Annotated in this window: 26 protein-coding genes, 1 tRNA gene and 1 pseudogene; 7 read left to right on the forward strand and 21 right to left on the reverse strand. The window is 51.2% G+C overall.

Annotated elements, in window-relative coordinates:
• The 13 genes from KIH86_RS23190 to KIH86_RS23250 form a co-directional block, all read right to left on the reverse strand.
• Nucleotides 1-192: a hypothetical protein gene (locus tag KIH86_RS23190; RefSeq protein ID WP_223085776.1), complete on the reverse strand. Its 192-nt coding sequence runs from the start codon at nucleotides 190-192 to the stop codon at nucleotides 1-3.
• Nucleotides 189-896, reverse strand: coding sequence for an MBL fold metallo-hydrolase (locus tag KIH86_RS23195; protein WP_223085777.1), 708 nt, complete (start codon nucleotides 894-896; stop codon nucleotides 189-191). The genes KIH86_RS23190 and KIH86_RS23195 overlap by 4 nt, the downstream gene beginning before the upstream one ends.
• On the reverse strand, nucleotides 896-2,020 hold the full coding sequence (locus KIH86_RS23200; RefSeq protein ID WP_223085778.1) for a hypothetical protein: 1,125 nt from the start codon (nucleotides 2,018-2,020) through the stop codon (nucleotides 896-898). The genes KIH86_RS23195 and KIH86_RS23200 overlap by 1 nt, the downstream gene beginning before the upstream one ends.
• Before the next feature lie 14 nt (nucleotides 2,021-2,034).
• Nucleotides 2,035-2,268, reverse strand: coding sequence for a hypothetical protein (locus tag KIH86_RS23205; protein WP_223085779.1), 234 nt, complete (start codon nucleotides 2,266-2,268; stop codon nucleotides 2,035-2,037).
• Nucleotides 2,269-4,251 (reverse strand): AAA family ATPase, encoded by a 1,983-nt coding sequence (locus KIH86_RS23210; protein ID WP_223085780.1) that lies wholly within the window; start codon nucleotides 4,249-4,251, stop codon nucleotides 2,269-2,271.
• On the reverse strand, nucleotides 4,248-4,478 hold the full coding sequence (locus KIH86_RS23215) for a hypothetical protein (RefSeq protein ID WP_223085781.1): 231 nt from the start codon (nucleotides 4,476-4,478) through the stop codon (nucleotides 4,248-4,250). The genes KIH86_RS23210 and KIH86_RS23215 overlap by 4 nt, the downstream gene beginning before the upstream one ends.
• A 97-nt stretch (nucleotides 4,479-4,575) precedes the next feature.
• Nucleotides 4,576-4,824, reverse strand: a complete 249-nt coding sequence (locus KIH86_RS23220) for a hypothetical protein (RefSeq protein WP_223085782.1) — start codon at nucleotides 4,822-4,824, stop codon at nucleotides 4,576-4,578.
• A gap of 316 nt (nucleotides 4,825-5,140) precedes the next feature.
• On the reverse strand, nucleotides 5,141-5,395 hold the full coding sequence (locus KIH86_RS23225; protein WP_223085783.1) for an AbrB/MazE/SpoVT family DNA-binding domain-containing protein: 255 nt from the start codon (nucleotides 5,393-5,395) through the stop codon (nucleotides 5,141-5,143).
• A gap of 4 nt (nucleotides 5,396-5,399) precedes the next feature.
• Nucleotides 5,400-5,669 carry a hypothetical protein gene (locus tag KIH86_RS23230; RefSeq protein WP_223085784.1) on the reverse strand — a complete coding sequence of 90 codons (270 nt, stop codon included), beginning with the start codon at nucleotides 5,667-5,669 and terminating at the stop codon, nucleotides 5,400-5,402.
• Complete coding sequence (locus KIH86_RS23235) at nucleotides 5,666-5,959, reverse strand: hypothetical protein (RefSeq protein WP_223085785.1); 294 nt, start codon at nucleotides 5,957-5,959, stop codon at nucleotides 5,666-5,668. Before KIH86_RS23235 ends, KIH86_RS23230 begins: the two co-directional genes overlap by 4 nt.
• Before the next feature lie 9 nt (nucleotides 5,960-5,968).
• Entirely contained in the window at nucleotides 5,969-6,484 is a 516-nt protein-coding gene (locus tag KIH86_RS23240) for an XRE family transcriptional regulator (RefSeq protein ID WP_223085786.1), read from the reverse strand.
• Nucleotides 6,485-6,615: 131 nt separating this feature from the next.
• Complete coding sequence (locus KIH86_RS23245) at nucleotides 6,616-6,765, reverse strand: hypothetical protein (protein ID WP_223085787.1); 150 nt, start codon at nucleotides 6,763-6,765, stop codon at nucleotides 6,616-6,618.
• Between the two features lie 161 nt (nucleotides 6,766-6,926).
• A complete protein-coding gene (locus tag KIH86_RS23250) occupies nucleotides 6,927-7,166 on the reverse strand; it encodes a helix-turn-helix transcriptional regulator (RefSeq protein WP_223085788.1) in 240 nt (79 codons plus the stop codon).
• Between the two features lie 148 nt (nucleotides 7,167-7,314).
• Here KIH86_RS23250 and KIH86_RS23255 point away from each other — a divergent pair, with 148 nt between their 5' ends.
• From KIH86_RS23255 to KIH86_RS23275, 5 genes are all read left to right on the forward strand, one after another.
• The gene (locus tag KIH86_RS23255) at nucleotides 7,315-7,656 is read left to right on the forward strand and encodes a helix-turn-helix domain-containing protein (RefSeq protein ID WP_223085789.1); all 342 of its coding nucleotides are present in this window, start codon (nucleotides 7,315-7,317) and stop codon (nucleotides 7,654-7,656) included.
• Nucleotides 7,657-7,697: 41 nt separating this feature from the next.
• Nucleotides 7,698-8,003: a hypothetical protein gene (locus KIH86_RS23260; RefSeq protein WP_223110686.1), complete on the forward strand. Its 306-nt coding sequence runs from the start codon at nucleotides 7,698-7,700 to the stop codon at nucleotides 8,001-8,003.
• Between the two features lie 19 nt (nucleotides 8,004-8,022).
• Nucleotides 8,023-8,787 (forward strand): hypothetical protein, encoded by a 765-nt coding sequence (locus KIH86_RS23265; protein WP_223110688.1) that lies wholly within the window; start codon nucleotides 8,023-8,025, stop codon nucleotides 8,785-8,787.
• Between the two features lie 91 nt (nucleotides 8,788-8,878).
• On the forward strand, nucleotides 8,879-9,733 hold the full coding sequence (locus KIH86_RS23270) for an ImmA/IrrE family metallo-endopeptidase (protein ID WP_223085791.1): 855 nt from the start codon (nucleotides 8,879-8,881) through the stop codon (nucleotides 9,731-9,733).
• 13 nt (nucleotides 9,734-9,746) lie between these two features.
• Entirely contained in the window at nucleotides 9,747-11,264 is a 1,518-nt protein-coding gene (locus tag KIH86_RS23275; protein ID WP_223085792.1) for a recombinase family protein, read from the forward strand.
• 61 nt (nucleotides 11,265-11,325) lie between these two features.
• Here KIH86_RS23275 and KIH86_RS23280 read toward each other — a convergent pair.
• The 5 genes and pseudogenes from KIH86_RS23280 to KIH86_RS23300 all read right to left on the reverse strand — a co-directional run.
• A pseudogene (locus KIH86_RS23280) lies at nucleotides 11,326-12,231 on the reverse strand (CpaF family protein); the annotation flags it as partial.
• Nucleotides 12,228-13,403, reverse strand: coding sequence for a P-loop NTPase family protein (locus tag KIH86_RS23285; protein ID WP_223085793.1), 1,176 nt, complete (start codon nucleotides 13,401-13,403; stop codon nucleotides 12,228-12,230). The pseudogene KIH86_RS23280 and the gene KIH86_RS23285, both read right to left, overlap by 4 nt.
• A gap of 173 nt (nucleotides 13,404-13,576) precedes the next feature.
• A complete protein-coding gene (locus tag KIH86_RS23290) occupies nucleotides 13,577-14,074 on the reverse strand; it encodes a thiol-disulfide oxidoreductase DCC family protein (protein ID WP_235775562.1) in 498 nt (165 codons plus the stop codon).
• A 124-nt stretch (nucleotides 14,075-14,198) separates the two neighbouring features.
• Nucleotides 14,199-14,477, reverse strand: coding sequence for a hypothetical protein (locus KIH86_RS23295; protein WP_223085794.1), 279 nt, complete (start codon nucleotides 14,475-14,477; stop codon nucleotides 14,199-14,201).
• A gap of 232 nt (nucleotides 14,478-14,709) precedes the next feature.
• On the reverse strand, nucleotides 14,710-15,144 hold the full coding sequence (locus KIH86_RS23300; RefSeq protein ID WP_223085795.1) for an organic hydroperoxide resistance protein: 435 nt from the start codon (nucleotides 15,142-15,144) through the stop codon (nucleotides 14,710-14,712).
• A 201-nt stretch (nucleotides 15,145-15,345) separates the two neighbouring features.
• Here KIH86_RS23300 and KIH86_RS23305 point away from each other — a divergent pair, with 201 nt between their 5' ends.
• Nucleotides 15,346-15,828 carry a glutathione peroxidase gene (locus KIH86_RS23305; protein WP_223085796.1) on the forward strand — a complete coding sequence of 161 codons (483 nt, stop codon included), beginning with the start codon at nucleotides 15,346-15,348 and terminating at the stop codon, nucleotides 15,826-15,828.
• A gap of 67 nt (nucleotides 15,829-15,895) precedes the next feature.
• Here the strand turns inward: KIH86_RS23305 and cysK are convergent, their stop codons facing one another.
• The 3 genes from cysK to KIH86_RS23320 form a co-directional block, all read right to left on the reverse strand.
• The gene (gene cysK, locus KIH86_RS23310; protein WP_223085797.1) at nucleotides 15,896-16,828 is read right to left on the reverse strand and encodes a cysteine synthase A; all 933 of its coding nucleotides are present in this window, start codon (nucleotides 16,826-16,828) and stop codon (nucleotides 15,896-15,898) included.
• Between the two features lie 181 nt (nucleotides 16,829-17,009).
• A tRNA-Leu gene (locus tag KIH86_RS23315) sits at nucleotides 17,010-17,092 on the reverse strand.
• A gap of 72 nt (nucleotides 17,093-17,164) precedes the next feature.
• Complete coding sequence (locus tag KIH86_RS23320; protein WP_223086083.1) at nucleotides 17,165-17,539, reverse strand: helix-turn-helix domain-containing protein; 375 nt, start codon at nucleotides 17,537-17,539, stop codon at nucleotides 17,165-17,167.
• 157 nt (nucleotides 17,540-17,696) lie between these two features.
• Between KIH86_RS23320 and KIH86_RS23325 the strand changes: the two genes are divergently transcribed.
• A complete protein-coding gene (locus tag KIH86_RS23325; protein ID WP_223085798.1) occupies nucleotides 17,697-17,906 on the forward strand; it encodes a helix-turn-helix domain-containing protein in 210 nt (69 codons plus the stop codon).
• The last annotated feature ends 16 nt before the right edge of the window (nucleotides 17,907-17,922 follow it).

The raw sequence follows: 17,922 nt of genomic DNA on the forward strand, positions 1-17,922 counted from the left end.
TTACTGCCCCCGATCATCGCGAATATAGATGTGCGGGTATTTCGCCCGAAGCACTGTGAACCCGGGATGCCCCCGGTTGAAATACTCCCTAACGGCTGCTTTGAAAGCCTCCGGGTCCCGCTCCTTCAGCGCCCATATATGCTCACCGATCATGCTGGTCCAGACGCGACCTCCAAATTCGTTCTCGCTCATCGGTCCGCCACCCGAACGATCGCGCCGGTCAGCTCCGCGACTTCGCGCTGAAACAATTCGGCGTCGCTATTGCCGTCGGACAAGTGGAGCAGCCAAATCTCCTCTATGCCACGGGTATCATTGGCTTTCAGGAAATCCTTGACGTGTTCCAGCGAGAAGTGGGAACGCAACAATCGCTTTCTCTGCGCCGGATGAAGATCCCCGGACAGGACGCGGCGGTTTACAATCTCTTGGGAGTAATTGCACTCGATCATGATGTGGGTCAGGCCCGAGAAGCGGTACCGGCAGTAATAGGAGTCGGTCAGAAAGACGAGCTTGTCCCCGTCCTGGTTGGCCAGTAGCCAACCCAGAGGTTCTGCAGCATCGTGTTCGACGTCAAACCCCATAACCGTCCACGTCCCAATTTCGAACGGCTCCAGTGGCGTTACAGGGCGCAAGCGGTGCCCGGTAATCCCCAGCGAATCCGCCGTTCCGCGGCTGGTGTACACCGGAATGCCGGCGCGCATAACATCCGCCGCCGCCCGACTATGGTCACCGTGCTCATGGGTGATCAGACAACCCGCAATACCGCTCATCTGGAAATTCAATGCCCGCTGTATCGACTTATAAGGAAAACCGGCTTCCAGCAGGAGCGCAGTATGCCCGTCCGTAATCCGGTAGGCATTGCCGGCGCTGCTGGAGCCGAGGCATTGGATGTCGATCATTAGAAGTCCATTTCTTGCTCAATCGGCGGGACATCACCGGAGAAATCATCCGCTGGCGGTCCGCCAGACTCGGGTGATCCCTCAGACTCGGGCGGGTTCTGATCAGGTTTTGCTGCAGGCGGCGGAGCTGTAGGCGCGTCTTCTTTTGGTGTCTGCGGAGTCGAAGGAATGTCTATCGGCTCACTGTTGGCATTCTCAGAAATCTCCCGCCGAACCTCGGCAAAATCAGGGTCGTTCACTTCGTCGTGAAGCATCTCGACAAAGGCGCTGCCGAAATCCTTCGGGATCTTCTTGACCACGTTGTTCCGCATCTTACGGATTAACATGGACTCACGGCTGTGATACTCGCTCCAGGCAGGGCTGATATACTGCTGTAGATCAGGGTCATCCAGAGCGCCAATTCCAAGATCCTTTGCCCTTTTGAGAACCTCAGACTTCTTGGCAGCGATCTTTTTTCTCTGATCTGCCGTAGCTTTGAAACGGTCCTGGCAAATACCGAATGTTTCATTCATCATGTTGTTGTTGATATGCGCAATGAGGTTTTTGACAACATCATCACGCTCAGAGATGTAATAGTGCAGGGATTTGTCGGTATGAAGAATAGGGTATACGATTCGAACAACTTCACCCCGGCCTGTCGGGGACCACTCCGGTGGTTCGTACTCCACTCCGCGATATTTCGGATATACGAAATGATCTTGATCCCGAACGAGCCAGTAAGGATACACCTTCGCAACGTTCCGGCCGAAATTAGAGAGGATGGCATCGTTCCCGTCGCCCTCAATTCCCATCTCGATCTGCTTCTTCCAGATCTCCTTGCTTTCAGCGCCCTTGACTTTTACATTCCGAAGTTGGAAGAACACCTCCCGCGGACTGGCTGCGGCGTTAAGTTTTAGGGAAGCGACATTCAAAAGGATTTGCGTAATGTTATTGCGATCGAGCTGCGGATCGTTCCAATCGATCACCTTACTATCCAGAACCGTGTTAATAGCTGAAATCGCGTTAATCACGCACTGCTTCGCGTACTGGTCCATGTTGACGCCATTGCTCATAAGCTGGCTTTCAATCATGGGGGCGAAGGTATTTGTGATCTTGGCCAGCCCAGTTTCAAATGGCTTGCTCAATTTAGTCGCCTCCTTTAATCGCAATAAGTTCTGTTGCAGTGAGGGCAGCCAGTAATCAATTCTGAAGCAGCCTTTTCGACCGTAATCCCGCTAGTATATTTTTGGTCGTTCCATCCGGTCTTTTCTTGTGGGCTGTAAATATTCTTATTGCAACTCCAGCAGACACCTGAAGAAGGAGCAAAATGAGGGTAGCCTTTCTCCTTACACAATTTCGCTTGTGCTTTAATACTTTCGTTAACATTGAACAATTAAATCGCCTCCTGAATAGATTTGCTTTCCAGCCGGAGCTGCTGGTCAGGCGCGCTAACCACCAGTCGGATCACTTGGGCGTCCGTATCGATCAGCCGCGTGACGGCCTCGGCGTTGTCAACAAAGATCGGGGCTGAAAACCCATAATGCGCGCTAAGAGTTCGGATGATATCGAGGCCGACGTTAATGCGGGCCGCGTTGTTCAGGCCGCCGTCGTAGGGCACACCGTTGTAGAGCGTGTCGCAGGTCTCCTTCAGGCCACCGTTGACCTGTTCGGCGAACAACCGGAAGCGGGTCAAACGGAATTTGCTGTTGATCTTGGCATCCAGCATGGCGACTTGGGTCCGTGTGAACTCCTCGCAAAGATATAGCTCATGCTGCAGCCGCTCGTATTCAGTGGCCAGATCGCGCTCTTGCTGCTCCAGCTCGGCGATCCGCTGTTCAGCACGCCGAACCCCGTCGAACTTGGCCAGATCACGCTCCATGTCCTCGACTTCTCGGCGGAGCCGAGCGATCTCTTCCCGGACACCTGCAGCAGCAACCTGGCTTGACTCGCGGAGCTGCTTGATTTCCTCCTGCAACCGGGCCGCCTCCGCTTGCTTGCCGGCATATTCCGGATCGACAGCTGGGTCCTTAACGCCTGCGCGTAGCTCGTTGAGTTCGGATTCTGCGGAAGTGATCTCGGTCTGAAGGATGGCAAGAGCTTCGTTCAACTGATCAATCTCACCTTGCAGCCGGACAGTCTCCTGCTGGAATTTCTCAGCCTCAGCGACCGCGGCCTTCCCATCCGCATTGATCCGGGCCTTGCGCTCTGATTGCTGGCGGTTAAAGTCGGCTTCTGCCTTATCGTGGGCCGCCTTGATTTGATCCGTTGGAAGTGCCTGTCCACATGTCGGGCAGTTGTCATCGTGATGATGCTGAAAAACATTCTCCTTCAAGGCAACGAATTCAGTCCTGAGCCGCTCGGCTTCCTGCCGGCGCCCGGCCGCAAGCCGTTCGTTCTGCATGATCCGCTGCTGCTTATCGTCAACTTGGCGGCGGAACCGGTCCTGCTCCTGGTGCATCCGGTTTACTGTGTCACGCTTGACCGCTACCTTGTCCAGCACTGCCGACTGTAGCCGAGTTTTGATCTCCAGCAGCTCCGCATCGATCTCGCGGAGCCTCTTTTCCTTTACTGCGACCTCGCCGCCGGAAAGGATACGGGAAACCTCCGCTTCCCGAGCCTCAATCCGGCTCCGGAGCAGCGAGATGTCTTCTTTCAGTAGCTCCTCGTCCAGCTCGGAGACATCCGGCATCTGGCGCTGTACCTCGCTGATCCGGACCGGGAGCTCTTTAATTTCCTTATTTATAGAAGAAAGCCGAGCGGAAACAACTTTCTTGTGTGCTTCCATTTCCCGTCCAGCCAAGATCACCGGAAGATCGGCCAGGGCCTTGTTGCCGTGGATGACTTCGGCGTCCGTCAGCTCCCCGCACACATCAAGCAGCGTCTTCCGCCGCTGCTCCTTGCTGAGAATCTCATTGAAATACGAAGGGCTAGTCAGCAACCGGAACAGTTCCTCTTTAATGATGGAATCAACCTCGGCCTTGTACTCCCCAGCTTTAGCCGGTACACCGTCAATGAAATATGAAGTGGTATGGCCGGTGAACTCTTCGATTGCCGACCCGCGTTTCTTAGTCCAGTCCTCTTTGAAGACCCTACGGAAAGTCCGGGGCCGATCATCGACCAGAAACACTCCCTCCACCTCATGCTCCAGTTTGTGTTGAAGCACATGACCGCTGCTGTCGAGTCCTTTGATCTCGAAGGTTGCGCTATTTGAACTGTCTTTACCGAACAGCAGCCAGATAAAAGCGTCGAACACGGTGGTCTTTCCTGTGGCATTATCACCATAGACATCTACGTCCCCACCGTTAGCGGCAAGGACGAACTCTTTGATTCCTTTAAAATTCCGGAGCGTCAAGCGCTCCAATGCGATACTCTTCAAGCGATCTCCTCCTTCGCTGCCGGAGGCACCGGCTGCGGATACTTAATACTGTCCAGATAAGTCCGGATAGCGAATTCCACTTCGGCCAGCTGCTCAGGATCGGCATGCAGTTGAAAGGTCGCAGCTTGTTGGCTGATAGAAAGCACAGCCGGCGAATACGTATTGGGTGGTGTAACACCGACCTCAATCCGCTTGCCGGATACATCTGCTGAAAAAGCAGTTGACATACCAATCACTCCCTCTTGTGTATTGCGCCCCCACCTGTTAAGATGGGGGCAAGTGAATATTTGATTGTCAATGAACAAGATGGCCGCCTGCACGCGGTCATTTTTGCGTCTCTGGCGGATCGCCATGTTCGGAAATCGTCTTCCAGTCCACTATTACCGGAGCATTTTCGACGCTGCCGATCAGGTCACCGTTCTCATCCTCGATCAGAAACTCAGAGTGGACTGAGTTTTCGAAGTTCTGTCTGACCTGCTTGATCGCGATGATTTCACGCCCATCAACCTCTGTGCCGACTTCAAAAATCCGATTCGGCGTACAAAGAACCGTCAGTTTTTGAATGATTTGCATGTGTTGCCTCCTTTCTATGTATTTGCAAGGTGGGCGATCCGCCTCCACCTTGGGTAGTTAGAGCACTACCGCGAGAGTTGCTATTTTCCCAACCAATCGACCCACTATGACCGATAACCGAATCGAGCAGGCGGTTACGTGGCAAATAGCGAACCAGCCGCTGTGTTTTCCTTTTGTAGAGGGAGTCAACAACGACAAACAATGGAACCCTCGCGCTAATGCTCTGTGATGCGTCAGCCGCATCTTGGAATCCCGGACGGAGGAAAGGTTATTTCTAAGGTCCGACATTCCAAGACAGGGGCCGAAGCCCTTGCCTTTAAATGAGACCTGCTATTTTGGCGAGTTGCTTAATGACTTCGCGGCTGTACTGTTTACCCTCGAACCCGACAAGATCCTTCTGACTGCCGGTAATCGCACAGCCAGGAGCATATTTGCGGAACAGGACCATTTCGCCGTCAACGAAGATTTCAACCGGGTCCTTAATTTCGAGATTCAGTGTACGGCGCAATTCGATAGGAATAACCAGACGGCCCAACTCATCGATTTTTCTCACGATTCCAGTAGATTTCATATTATTAATCCTCCGTGGGTTTGATTTTTTGGTAATGAGCAATAAATGCGCGTTTGATATCGAGTGGGAGCATATCGGTGACAGCGCTCCAGGTCTCATAGATCGCCTTTGCTTTGTCTTTCTTACGCTCAAGCTCCAAAACTTCTACTCGTTTAGATACTGAGGAATAAAGTGATTCTCTGAAATTTCTTTCAGCAATGCTCCACTCATCGCCCACTTGTTTGAAACGCTCTGCGAGGGCTTGTCCAAATTCCTGAATCTCTTGTTCCGTCAAGTTGCCCCCTCCTTGCGCTTACGCGAATCATCGCGTAAAATGGACGCAACGAGATACTTTAAGCGAGTTCTCAAACCGGTCCGCCCTGCCAGGCGGGCTTTTTTCTTTTGTTCTTTCAAAGTATCCAGATCGCTCTTATGGAGCTCGATCATCATTTCAAGCCAACGAATATTGCGATCGAGCTTTTTCGGGTCCATCAGATGCGCTTGCTGTCTAACCAAGTGAAGGTTATGCTTCGCATTCTTCGCGATAAAACGAGCTTCACTTTCAAAGTCCTCGATTGTTTTCATGCTCGCTCCTCATTTCACATATTTTTTTGCCTTCAACTCGGCTCGGTGCTCCTTCCACGTCCCCAGCCAGCTGAAGGAATACTCTCTGCAAAGCACCGCGGCCAGATGGGTCAGCGCCGTAATCGCTTCTACCGTCTCCATGAGCAGCCGCTTGATCTGTCGGCGCTCAGTTTCAGTTATCTGCTCTCCAGTCTTGCTTATTGGCGCTTCCGAACTTGCTGCCAAGACCTCCCTCAACTCCTCCACGGACTTGACCAAGACGCTGGCCCGGTGGAGATCGACGTTATTGAGCCAGGGAGGAAATGCTCCACCGGTGACCTCCCCTGCCGCCGCCAGAAAGAGTTGGCCGTCGTCGTAGTGCTGAGTCGCCGCCCGCATGACGGGCTCCGATGCCTTGCGACTTCCTTTGATGACCTTGCCAATCATTGAAGGATCAGAATGAGCTATTCGACCAACTTCTTTGCGGGTCTCCCCCTCGCGTTTCATTGCCGACTCAAGTGCCGGCCCAAATTGTCCTATTGCCAACTGCCAACCCTCTCCTTTGTCCGTTTATCGGGATGCTACCGGACAGGAGCCTGATGTATGATTTCGTTAAGCAATTCCCCTTCCCCATCCCCAGCCCGCCGGCGCCGGTACAGCTCGGCGGGTTTCTTCACTCACCCAGCTGCGTCTTCCTGCTTCGATTTCCGGTCTTGCTGAATCTGCTCTGCATACTTGACATTCGCCGCAGCCAAGAACTTATGGAGCTTGTCCCATGCCTTTTCCGAAAGACCAGGGTTGTATGGTTCTGGTGTCGTTTTTTTCATGAACGAAACCTCCTCCGCTAGAATTTCAAGAGTACATACCGCGTTTTGCTTTGATCAGGCCAGATGCTATGGAGTGTCCAGCCTTCCTGCAAGAGCCTGTCCGCTTCTTCCGAGTTAAAGGTTTCACGGACGCCAGAGGCGTCACTGAGGTTGTGTTCCAATTAGATAACCTCCTCTCGTATAGTTGATTTATGCAACATTTCGTTACCTTTATCCGCAAAAAAAAGTGTCCAATCAAATCTAAGAACAGAAGCAATTCTTTTTGCGAGGTCGACACTTGGATTCCGATTACCAGCTTCGATCATTCCGTAATACTGACGACTGATACCAGTTCTTTCTGCAATATAATCTTGAGTTCTAGCATCAGAATTGCGAAAATCTATCAACCACTGCCTAGTCATTTCACCACCCCTATGCAACATTTCGTTTCGTTGATAAAACCAATATAAAGCAACGTTTTGTTTCTGTCAACAGTTTTATGCTTCTTTTTGTTGCGTATCTTTTTAGCAACAATAAGTTGCGTTATACTCCTCCTATAGAGGTGATAACGTGATCCGTCTCGATCGATTAAAAGAACGAAGGATTGAAAAAAAGTTAACCCATGAGGAATTGGCAGGGAAGCTTGGAATTTCGCGCCAAGGTTATGGAAATTACGAGTCTGGAAAACGTGATATCGATACCGAAACTCTAACCAGAATCTGCCAGATTCTTGACGCTGATTCTGATTATTTCTTAGGATTGTCGGATGTTCCCAAACGGGAGCCAAGCCTCTCCTTTTATGGAGGTCCAAATGATTGGACAGAGGATGAATTCAAAGCTGCTGATGATTTTATCAAGGAAGTAAGAGAATCACGTCAAAGAGCCTTAGACAAAGCTAAAAATGATCATTAGCAAATCCCTCAGCCGATGAGGAAGCGTATATGGTATAGATAATGAAAAATTTAATAGTTCTTTTATCCGCATTACTACTTCTTAGTGGGTGCTCCATCTTTAAACAAGAGAATAAGAGTGTACCTGAAGTTAATGTCAACCAAAATGTGGGCGACTACCAAGCCTTTACCTCTGATCAATTTACTCTTTCATACCCATACTCTTGGATTGATGTAAGTAAACAATTGCAAAATATCTCACAAATAAAATTCGCAGTCAGTAATCCAACACCTAAAGAAAATTTCACAGACAATATTAATGTCACAGTAGAACCAAATTTGTATAGCGACATGTCGGTTGAAGTATGAAGTNGAAGAAGTTACAGGAATGACAGATTATAAGCGGATTAGTTTTGAGTCCAAAAATTATAAGGGCGTGGACGCAGGCCTTTTAGTCGGAAGTTACAAGAATCCATCGCAAATTGAAGTGATAATGACACAGTACCTCATTCCTACTGAATCAACGCTTTTCACGGTCACATTCTCATGCTCAAGAAATTTCTTTGAATCTGATGTGGGCAAGACAACTATAGAACATGTGGTTAATTCATTTGCGCCTGTTCTTAATTATCAGACAAGCCTAGAGACTGAATTACAAATCTCTAATGCTTTGAATTCGAACCTCAATGACTCTGTTACAGGTTTAGTTGGGGATTTCCAATCTAATGATGTGAATGCACAAATCATAGGGGTAGAGTTTGGGAATGAGAATATTGTTGGAAATGGCTATAAAACGGAGGGCATTTCGGACAGTTTTTCACAGGGTTTCAGTATTGGTTTCAACAAGAGCAAAAAGAGCAGTCATGATGCTCTCTTAGTTCTTTATATTAAGGCTGTAGTCTCTAAAACCATTACTAGCCCTAGAGATTTACAAGAATTCAAACCTAAACTTCATATCGCAGATGACAAAGGTGATGAGGGTGAATTGCTTTATAATTCTTTCTCAGCTTCTCCTATTATCAAAATAGGAGAAGAACGCTACGGAAAGATCATATGGGCTGTTTATTCCGACTCAACAGAATTTCACCTAACTATTGGAAACAAGGATTATCTACTAAACGCACCTAATTTTTTGAAGGATGTACAGAAATAAATTAGAGGTGCTCGTGTTTAAGTTTTAGCCAGCAATGGCTTTTCTTTTTCAATAAAAACAGAACATATGTGCTTATAACGGAGGGATCACTATGCATTTATCCAAATACTTCAAAACTCCTCTGGAGCAAACCGTTGAAGATCATTACCGTTCCTTAGGCATCGTCAATCCGATTGATCTATCGGCTGAGGATGTAGCCCAAGCTTTTGGGGTCGAGGTTTATTTCAAGAACATCAAATCGTTTTCTGATAATGAGCTAAGCGTGATTGTTCTTAATGATCAGGACGATATCTACAAGCAGCGAATAGCATTTTTTCATGAGCTCGGTCATGTACTGCGTCATGCCGGCGATCAGCGGCGTATGCCCGAACTCTTTCGCCAAATGCAGGAAGCCGACGCAGAGCGCTTCTGCCTGTACGCAGCCATCCCCTTCTTCATACTCGAATCAATCCCCCTGCCGGCGGCAGAGGAAGAAGCAGCTGGACATCTCGCGAAAATCTTCCAGGTTCCGCCGGAGTTCGCTCTGCAGCGCCTCCGTCAAATTCAAGAGCGAATCTCCAGCGCTGAGTTTATTACCGCTACCTTTACATATCCGGCTCCCGCGAGGGAAGAATGCATTCCCTTACCAACTGCCGAGCCGGTCATTCGGGGGATATACGGTCTTGAAGACCTCTCCCGCCCGCATACCCTCGTCATTGAGCAGCGTGGTGGATTTGACTGGGAGAGTCCACTTTACATCGAAGTGGACGGCTGTTTTAGGAGCGTCGATTCTCAGCCGTACTCGTACCGTGACGGTGCAATGGTGCGATCCGGTGACCTGAAACTCCCCCGTGACCGCTCCGGCTACGTGACAATCGACATGGGCCGTATAGCTTCAAGGCACGGGCAGACGGCTAACAGGTTGTTTCTGCCAATGGAAGCTCTCGATGATGCAATCAATTTCTAAAGGAGTGAATCGAATGGTTGCGAAAGCAGATGGAACAGCAGTTGGCGTCATGCGCGCCGCTATTTACATCCGTGTTTCTACGGATATGCAGGCCGAAGAGGGATTCTCCATAGAAGGGCAGCGATCACGTATGACCAGTTTTGCAGAGTCTCAGGACTGGAGCATTCATGATTTCTACATCGACGATGGTTATTCGGCCAAGGATTTGAATCGTCCCGAAATGAAGCGAATGCTGGCCGACATGGAGGAGAAGATGTTTGATGTGGTCTTGGTATACAAGCTCGACCGGCTAACCCGGTCCGTCGCCGATCTGCACGCATTGCTCAAAACGTTCGACCTATACGGAGTCAAGTTTAAGAGCTCTACGGAGATATTTGAGACTACGACAGCCATGGGCCGGTTCTTCATCACCTTGGTCGGTGCAATGGCAGAATGGGAGCGTGGGACGATCTCAGAGCGTGTACGCTTCGGCGTCGAGCAAATGGTTGCGGAAGGCCGGCGCCCAGGAGGAGTGATGCCATACGGATATACGCAAGAAGGAGTGCTTATTCCGGAAGAAGCCGCCCTAATTCGTGAACTCAAAGACTTATACATGAGCGGACCGGGTTATAAGAGCGTGGCAAGAATGATGAATATTGCTGGTAAATTACGCCGCGGCCGTGAGTGGACAGACGCCACAGTGGCATACACCTTGGAAAACCCCTTCTATGCGGGGATTATTCGTTTGGGATCGAAGACACCGGCTGGAATTTACGTAAACAGTAAACGTGATGAGAGGGTGAAATGCATCTATGGAAAAGGGAGTCATGTACCTGTCTTTACAAAGGACGAATATAATGAGCTCAAAGCATATATGAAACGAAAATCACATGGAGGATACAGCAAAATCAAAACCTACTGGTTTAGTGGAGTCCTGCGCTGCGGTCGTTGCGGTGCCCCTATGTTCGGGCGCCTAACGACCAGACGTTCAACCACCAAAGGAGTCGTTCGGACTGAGTTTTACATCTGCTCCAATCGCCATCACATCAAAAGTTGTGATCTTCCGATCTTCCGGCAGGTTCATGTGGAGCATTTAGTTATGGAGTACATTAACCAGTTACAAGTCGATATGGACAGAATCAAGGAAGAAGCCAAGCGCATAACCGAAGATGAGAGCAAAAGAAAGAATGAGATCGACAAGTACAAAAAGGATCTTGCAAAAATTTCGGATCGCCGGGAGAAGTGGCAGTACATGTTCGTGGAAGGGTTGATCACAAAAGATGAAATCCGAAAAAAGATGGCAGAGGAGGATCAAAAGGAGCAAGAGGCTCAAAAACTCATTGCTGCCAGTCAAAAAACATTATCAGGCATTCCCCGCTTAACTGAGTTAGCCGGCTTGGCTGATGCTTGGCCTTACCTGGACGACCAGGAAAAGAAAGACCTCGTTTATACTCTCTTCTCCCAGATCGTCATTAATACCAACCTCAAGCAGGTCAAAGGTGTGAAGAACAAGTTCTTCGACGCCTACATTCAAGACATTACATTCAATTAACCCCACTTTACCTTCGATGGAGACCTATCCTATAGAATGTGGTATAGACACATTCTGCTTATGAATTACACATTCTAATAGATAGACTGCCTTCATGCCCGGTATTCATCGCTTGCAGCATATCAAGCGCCTCCGCGCCCCGCACCTCACCGACAACGATCCGGTTGGGGCGCATGCGAAGCGAAGAACGGATCAAGTCGCGGATCGTAATCTCACCTTTGCCTTCCGTATTCGCATTGCGCGTCTCCAGCGACACCAGGTTCGGAACCGTTACGATTTGCAGCTCCGCCGAATCCTCAATGGTAACGACGCGTTCCTCCGGCGGGATGAACTGGGATAAGGCGTTGAGAAAGGTCGTCTTGCCCGATCCCGTGCCGCCGCTGATGAAGATGTTGTACTTCGCCGCAACCAGAAGCCGCAGCAGCTCTGCCGCCTCTTCCCCGAGCGTCTCCCTCCGCAGCAGCTCTTCCATCATCATCGGAGCATCCGGGAACTTGCGGATCGTCATCGCCGGTCCCTTCAGTGCCACAGGCGGAAGCACGACATTGACCCGTGAGCCGTTACGGAGGCGGGCATCCACTATCGGGGACGACTCATTGACGACCCGGTTGACGTCGGAGACGATAACCTGGATGATATCCTCCAGGCGCGCGGCCGATTCGAATCCTTCCGGCAGACGGCGAATTTCCCCCTCCTCCTCGACAAAAATTTCCCGGTAACTGTTCACCATAATCTCGCTGATGGCCGGATTGTCCACCAGCGGCTGCAATACATCAAGCCCCCGAAACGAATCGAACAGCCGGCGGACAAGTGCATGCTTCTCATGCGCTGTCAGCGACTTCAACTCCTCCCGTCCAAAGATCGTCCGCTCGATATGCGAAATCAGCTCTTCATTGCCAACGGATGATCTTACATCGAGCCCCGTGCGGATGTCGCTGCGGAGGGCTTGAAACAGGTCGCCGCTCATGTCCTCACTCCGGCCGAGAGTACCGCCTCCGCCTGCAGAGCCCCGGTGATCGCCCGGCACAAGTCGGCAATTCCTTGCTGAAATGGAGGGGAATTGAGCAGTAGTTCCCCTATGCCAGGCAGGCTCCAGGAGGAGATATAGGGAAGGACCGCATTCGGCTCCACACCTTCAGGAAGCCGAATCTGTATGACTTCATCCTTGACGAAGTTCACCGCGATCATACTGCGCTCCCGCAGACCGGCTATCGCCTCCGGATGGGAATCCTGGATCGACTCCAGATGAGAGGCCCATCTTCCCAGCTTATAAGCGCTGACCTCATCGTCCCGGATCACACATACAAGCCGGTCACTGCACGCCATTGCTCCCCTTGTTCGGTCTTCATCAATGCCTCCCGTATCGATAAGGACAAGATCATATCCTCCACCCGCCGCCAGCCGGGTAATTAGCTCTCTGGCGTCGCTTGCGCTCATCTGCAGCATTTCCTTCACGTTGCCGACAGGCCGGAACGTATCGCAGCGCAGTGCATCCAATCTGACCGTATACGGAGCGATCACGATTTCCTCCGGCTTCTCCCGCTCGCGCGAAGCCTGAATTTCGTAGAGCAGCCGCTCAAGTCCCGGCCCGCCTCCTCCGGGAGGACGCAGGTACAGTCCGCTGCTGTTCACCGCCTCCAGGTTAAGATAGAACACGGACAGCCCCTGGCTTCCAAACAGCTTCGCCATATTCATCGCCACCGTCGTCTTGCCGCTGCTGCCGCTGGGCGAGACGATCCCGATGACAAGCGGACCGCCATCGGTCTGTCCTCCCCTGCGGGTCCGTTTCAGCTCGCATAGCTGAATTACGGCGGACAGCAGGGAAGGCAGCGCCTGATACTTGGCGATTCTTCTCCCGTAAGCCGCGCTGCCGTTCCTCAAAGCGGACATGCTCCCGCTCTCGTCCAGAACCGCCCAAGGTACTTCCGAGCGCCCTTCCACAAGCCAGGCCTCAATGAATTCAGGATCGCCTACTACGGCATCCGGCGACTCTCCGCCTTTCATATAGTCCTTGAATGCCTCCATTCGGCTGAATGCCTTCACCTTCAGCATTTCGCCGTACTCGCTATGCTGGATGTAGTGCAGCAGCGGTTCGATATACTCGGTCTCACGCACTGCGAACACAATGCCAGCGGCCATATTTACTCCCCCTTTTGTCCAAAACAGCACAAAAAAGCACCGTCAATAACCGCGTCAAACGGTCAATGAACGGTGCTTCCGTTGCTGATTCCTTTAATTTACAGTTATACTAGCATAATTAAGGGGAGCTCGGCAATATTTAAAAATCGGAATTTTTCCTTCCCTGGACTGATTTAGAGAAATCGCCGCTTTATGTCAGGAGTGGGCATCAGACAGCGGTCGTCCCGGCCGAACCAGCGGTAGCGGTTCCGGGCCACATAGCGGTACAGCCAGTCCCGAAGCGGTGCCGGGACGGCAATCAGCGCATAGGCGGCAGGCCACGGAAACCGGAGACGACGCAGAATACGGAGCGCCGCCGCGGAATGCGAGTAATAACGCCCTTGCTCGATCAGCACGACCGTGTCCAGCAGTTCCTCCTCAAGCCCGCCCCGCTTCAGCAAATATCGCCCGACATCGCTCTGCAGCGGCGCGAAACGGAACCTCCCCTCCGGGTCGCGGGGGATGATAAAAGCAACGGTCCACTGGCATAGATGACAGACGCCGTCGATCAGCACGATGGATTCCTTCCCGGCCTCCCCCAGACGCGCAATCTCCGCCGGAGGAACTTCGTCGCCTGCTTTTAACCCGGAGTTCCCAATCTGCATATCCTGCCTGAACTCTCGTTCCGTCATGGTTCGTCCCCCTTCCTTAGAACCATATCATTCCCCATTTTCGGGCAAACTAAGATGAACGCCTGCCATCTGAAATAACAAAAAAACGCGGGACTGCTCCCGCGCCTCACGTTCTTGCCTTGCCTTATTCGCCGACCGTCTTCTCGATCCAGTTGTCGCCAATCATCTGATCTTCCAATTCGCCTGTGAAGGCTTCCATGCATTTGCAGATGAAGTCCTTGCGGCATACCGGACAGGGCGTCTTCAGCAGACGGCTGATGTTCGTCATTCTCCATTCCGGATTACGATGGTAGAAAGCACGGCACTCTGTTCCGTCGGCGAGCTTGAGAATGAATTCGTACAGCCCTTCCTTTTCGTTGCTGCCGGCTTTGGTCACATTCGCAATTACGGGTTTATAAGACATGTTCATCACCTATTATCTTAAATTTTGGCTCATTCCAAGCGTATTTCCGATGCTTCAGATACTTAGACATCTTAAAGAATTTTGCAAGTGATGTCAACCGAAGCCCCTTCTTTCGGCACGCAAAGATACCCGCCCTTTCCCGGAAGAAAGAACGGGGATACCAATTCAAGACATTCAATTCGTGACATTCAGCTTGGAGCCCGTTCTGAACGGACCGTTTAATAACGACAGGTTACTGCTTGCTCATTTCCACGACATTCAGTTTAACTTCGATATTGCCTCTCGTCGCTTTGGAGTACGGACAGAAATCATGCGCCTTCTTCGCCAGCTCTTCCGCCTTGGCATGGTCCACACCGGACATTTTCACATCCAGCGTAACCGCCAGCTTGAATCCGCCGTCGCTCTCGTCCTTGCCGATCGAGACGTTCGACACGACTTCCACGTCCTGCAGCTTCACGCCCTCCTTGCGGGCCACGTTAGCCAGGGCGCTTTCGTAACAGGCGCCGTAGCCTGCCGCGAACAGCTGCTCGGGATTCGTGCCGGAGCCGCCCGGGCCTCCCAGCTCTTTGGGCATGCTAAGGTCATGCTTCAAGGCCCCGTCGGAGGATTCGAAAGATCCTTCACGCCCGCCGCGAACCGTCGCGGAGGCCGTATACAGTGCTTTCATTGCAGTCGTCTCCTTTGCCTGAACAAATTTGGAGTGAACAAACCGAACTTGAGCATCCAAGACCCTTAATCTCAAGTTCGTCTCCCTATCTTTAATTAAACTTCGCAAAGACTTTGAAACGAGAAAAATTAGGATATTGACCCTGATAATATATAGTGTACAATTAAATAGTGAGAAATCATTATGAAGGAGGGCCTTCTGTTGAGCATTTACGATTATCAGGCCAACACGCTTCGGGGTAAAGAGGAATCCTTGTCCAAGTACGAAGGCAAAGTGCTGCTGATTGTGAACACGGCCAGCAAATGCGGCTTCACTCCCCAGTACAAAGGCCTGCAGGAAGTGTACGATAAATTCAAGGATCGCGGATTTGAAGTTCTTGGCTTTCCAAGCAACCAATTCGCGTCTCAGGAGCCTGGAAACAGCGATGAGATCGGAGAATTCTGCCAGTTGAATTACGGCGTTACCTTCCCCATGTATGAAAAAATCGACGTTAACGGCGACAATGCGCATCCCTTGTTCAAGCATTTGACGAAGGAAGCGCCCGGGGCTCTTGGCTCCAAGCGGGTTAAATGGAACTTCACCAAGTTCCTCGTGGACCGCGAGGGCCGCGTGCTGAAACGATTCGCACCGACCACAACTCCGGAGAGCATTCAGGACGAAATCGCAGCCTTGCTGGACAAATGACGAAAAGGCGGTCTCCTTAGGGAGGCCGCCTTTGCTATTCTCTTATGAAACATCCACTCAGCCGAGCTTATTCCTCGGGGAACAAATCGGTGGACAAATACCGCTCGCCGGTATCCGGAAGAAGAGTGACGATCGTCTTCCCGGCGTATTCTTCCCGCTTGGCAAGCTGAAGCGCTGCGAACGCTGCCGCTCCCGACGATATCCCGACCAGAAGCCCTTCTGTTCTGGCCAGTTCCTGGGCTGTACGGATCGCGTCTTCATTGCCGACCGTGACGATTTCATCGACTACGCTGCGGTTGAAGTTCCCCGGGACGAACCCGGCTCCGATTCCCTGAATGGCATGCGGTCCCCGCTGTCCGCCAGACAGCACAGGCGATCCCGACGGTTCTACCGCCACGATGCGGACGTTCGGATTATGCTGCTTCAGCCCTTCCCCCACTCCGGAAATCGTACCTCCGGTACCGACGCCGGCTACAAATACGTCTACCGTACCATCGGAATCGTTCCAGATTTCCTCAGCGGTCGTCCGGCGGTGAACATCCGGATTCGCCGGATTCTCGAATTGCTGGGGAATGAAGGAATTCGGCGTTTCGGCGGACAGCTCCTGGGCCTTGCGGATCGCACCCGACATGCCTTCGGAGGCCTGGGTCAGCACCAGCTCCGCTCCGAGCTGCTTCAGCAGCTTCCGGCGCTCCAAACTGAAGGATTCCGGCAAAATAATAATGAGCCGGTATCCGAGAGCCGCCGCCGCGAAAGCCAGCCCGATCCCGGTATTGCCGCTGGTAGGCTCGATGATCACCGTATCTTTGTTGATGAGTCCCTTATCCTCGGCATCCTTCAGCATAGCGTAGCCGATGCGGTCCTTCACGCTTCCGGCCGGATTGAAATATTCCAGCTTGGCGAGAACCCGGGCCTTTGCTCCTTCCTTCTCAAAGCTCGTCAGTTCCAGCAGCGGCGTATTGCCAATCAGGTCCGTCAGATTTTTCGCGATTCTTCCCATTTATCGCGCCTCCTTATTTTTCACTTCAAAACCAATCCAATATGTAGTCTATTCCCATGAAACAACTCAGTATTAATAGAATAACGCTTTACAGACCCCAATACAAGTTTCCGCCAAGAGACGGGAATGTTTGAAAAAAGAAACGGCCCCGCTGTCATCCAGCGAAGCCGTTACTTATATATGCGGTAGAGAGGACTCGAACCTCCACGGGCGTACGCCCACTACCCCCTCAAGATAGCGTGTCTGCCATTCCACCACTACCGCGCGGTGAAAGTCTTTTTTAAGACCAACACAAATGATTATACTCTTATGTAAGACAAATGTAAAGCAGAAATCTTAAGATTGTTCTTCATCCTTCACACGTTTGCTTCTGCGGTACTCAGTGAAGGCGAGATATTCCTCGATGAAGGCTTTCTCTTCCGGCAAAAGCTCATCCAATCGGCAATCGAATTGCCGCTTAAGCTCAAAAAAATAATCCTCCCCTTCTTCCCGAATTACCGGATCTGTAGAGGGACGACCCAGAATAAGCCAGTCCAGACTTACAGCGAAGAATGCTCCGATCTCGATCAATTTATGGGTTCCCGGCGTCGACTTGCCTCTTTTCCAGTCACCGAGGTTTCCCGTGCTGATGCCGAGTTGCTCACAGAATGCTTTTTTAGTCATGCCTTTTTGATCAATCAAATATTCAATCCGTTCATAAATCGACTGCATTTGCAAACCGCCTTCCCCACAAATAAGGAAAAAATTACGTAATAAAGCTATTTTTATATTGGAAAATGACGTAAATACGTGTATAATAGACAAATCAAGAGCCTTTCCCCATTATATCACAGGGTTGACGGTATCCATAAGAGCCGAGGTGAGTGAAATGTCCAGACGACGTCCCATTACCCCTTTCGGATGGGCTATTAAGCAGAGACTTGCGGAGAAGAAGCTGACCCAGCAGGAATTTTGCGAGTTGCACGACATTCCGCCCTACCGCCTGTCCAATATGATTCACGGTACACGTCTGACGCGGCGATACCGCATCCAGGTTGAAAGACTGCTGGAGCTCCCTCCGGACAATCACCACCCATGAGCCGTCGTTCATTCCG

Source organism: Paenibacillus sinensis (assembly GCF_019904155.1).
Lineage (GTDB): Bacteria > Bacillota > Bacilli > Paenibacillales > Paenibacillaceae > Paenibacillus_AQ > Paenibacillus_AQ sinensis.